The organism is Arthrobacter sp. GCM10027362, assembly GCF_042679445.1.
Taxonomy (GTDB): Bacteria; Actinomycetota; Actinomycetes; order Actinomycetales; family Micrococcaceae; genus Crystallibacter.
In genome coordinates, this window is sequence record NZ_JBHTML010000377.1 from 1 (window position 1) to 1193 (window position 1193).

A 1193-nucleotide genomic window follows, 5' to 3' on the forward strand; every position below is an offset into this window, starting at 1 on the left:
GGCGCCGCGGCGCCGCGTCCGGCGGACACCGTCCGGGTGGGCGGGCTGCCGGCCGTCGAACAGGCCCTGGTGGTGCGCCCCGGCGACACGATCATCCTCGCCCGGGACATGGCACCGGCGGTGCCCTCCCCGGGGACCGTCCAGCGCATCGGCTGCTCGCTGCCGGCGGTCTTCACCGATGTCCGTCCCGGCGAGCGGGTGCTGCTGGACGACGGCAAGATCGGCGGGGTCGCCACCGCCGTGTCGCCGGACGAAATCGAGGTGCTGGTCCGCAGCGCCGCCGCGGCGGGAACCAAGCTCCGGGCGCAGAAGGGCATCAACGTCCCGGACACCGTGCTCTCGATCCCGGCCCTGACGGAGGAGGACGTCCGTGACCTGGAATTCATCAAGGACCACGCCGACATCGTGGGCCTGTCCTTCATCCGCAGCCCTGCCGACGTCAGGGATCTGGTCTCCCGGCTCGCGGACCGGCAGCACCGGCTGGGCATCGTGCTGAAGATCGAAACCGTGCCCGCGTTCGAGGCCCTGCCGCAGATCCTGCTCGAGGCCATGCGCTGGGAGAACATCGGGGTGATGATCGCCCGCGGCGACCTGGCGGTGGAGGCGGGCTTCGAGCGGCTTGCCGAGGTCCAGGAGGAGATCCTGTGGCTGTGCGAGGCCGGGCACGTGCCGGTCATCTGGGCCACCCAGGTGCTGGACACGCTGGCCCGCACCGGGCTGCCCTCGCGCGCCGAAGTCACCGACGCCGCGATGGCCGAGCGCGCCGAATGCGTGATGCTCAACAAGGGGCCCTATATCCGCGAGGCCATCACCATGCTCGCGGATATCCTGGCGCGGATGCAGGACCACATGCAGAAGAAACGGAGCCTGCTGCGGCGGCTGCGCTCCTGGGACCTGCGCGATTCCGCCCCGCCCGGTCCGCTCACCCGCGCCTGAGCCGCCGTTCGCGGGCCGCCGGCGCGGCCAGTATGGAGGCGGCGATCAGCACCGCCACCGCCAGCAACGCGTTGCGCACCCCCACCTGCTGGCCCAAAAAGCCCAGGAACGGCGGGCCGGCCAGGAACGCGACATAGCCCAGCGTGGAGACCACGGAGACGCGTCCGGCCGCCCGGGCCGGGTCCTCCGCCGCCGCGGACATGCCCAGCGGGAAGCCCAGCGCCGCCCCCGCTCCCCAGAGCACCGCGCCCGCCACC

Annotated in this window: 1 protein-coding gene and 1 pseudogene; one reads left to right on the top strand and one right to left on the bottom strand. The window is 72.8% G+C overall.

Annotated elements, in window-relative coordinates; all coding sequences use genetic code 11:
- Positions 1-936 (top strand): pyruvate kinase (locus ACFQ36_RS22785; protein WP_377017860.1); only part of this gene is annotated, 936 nt, incomplete at its 5' end.
- On the opposite strand, the pseudogene ACFQ36_RS22790 reads toward ACFQ36_RS22785, so the two are convergent.
- Positions 923-1193: pseudogene (locus ACFQ36_RS22790) on the bottom strand (MFS transporter); the annotation flags it as partial. The gene ACFQ36_RS22785 and the pseudogene ACFQ36_RS22790 overlap by 14 nt on opposite strands.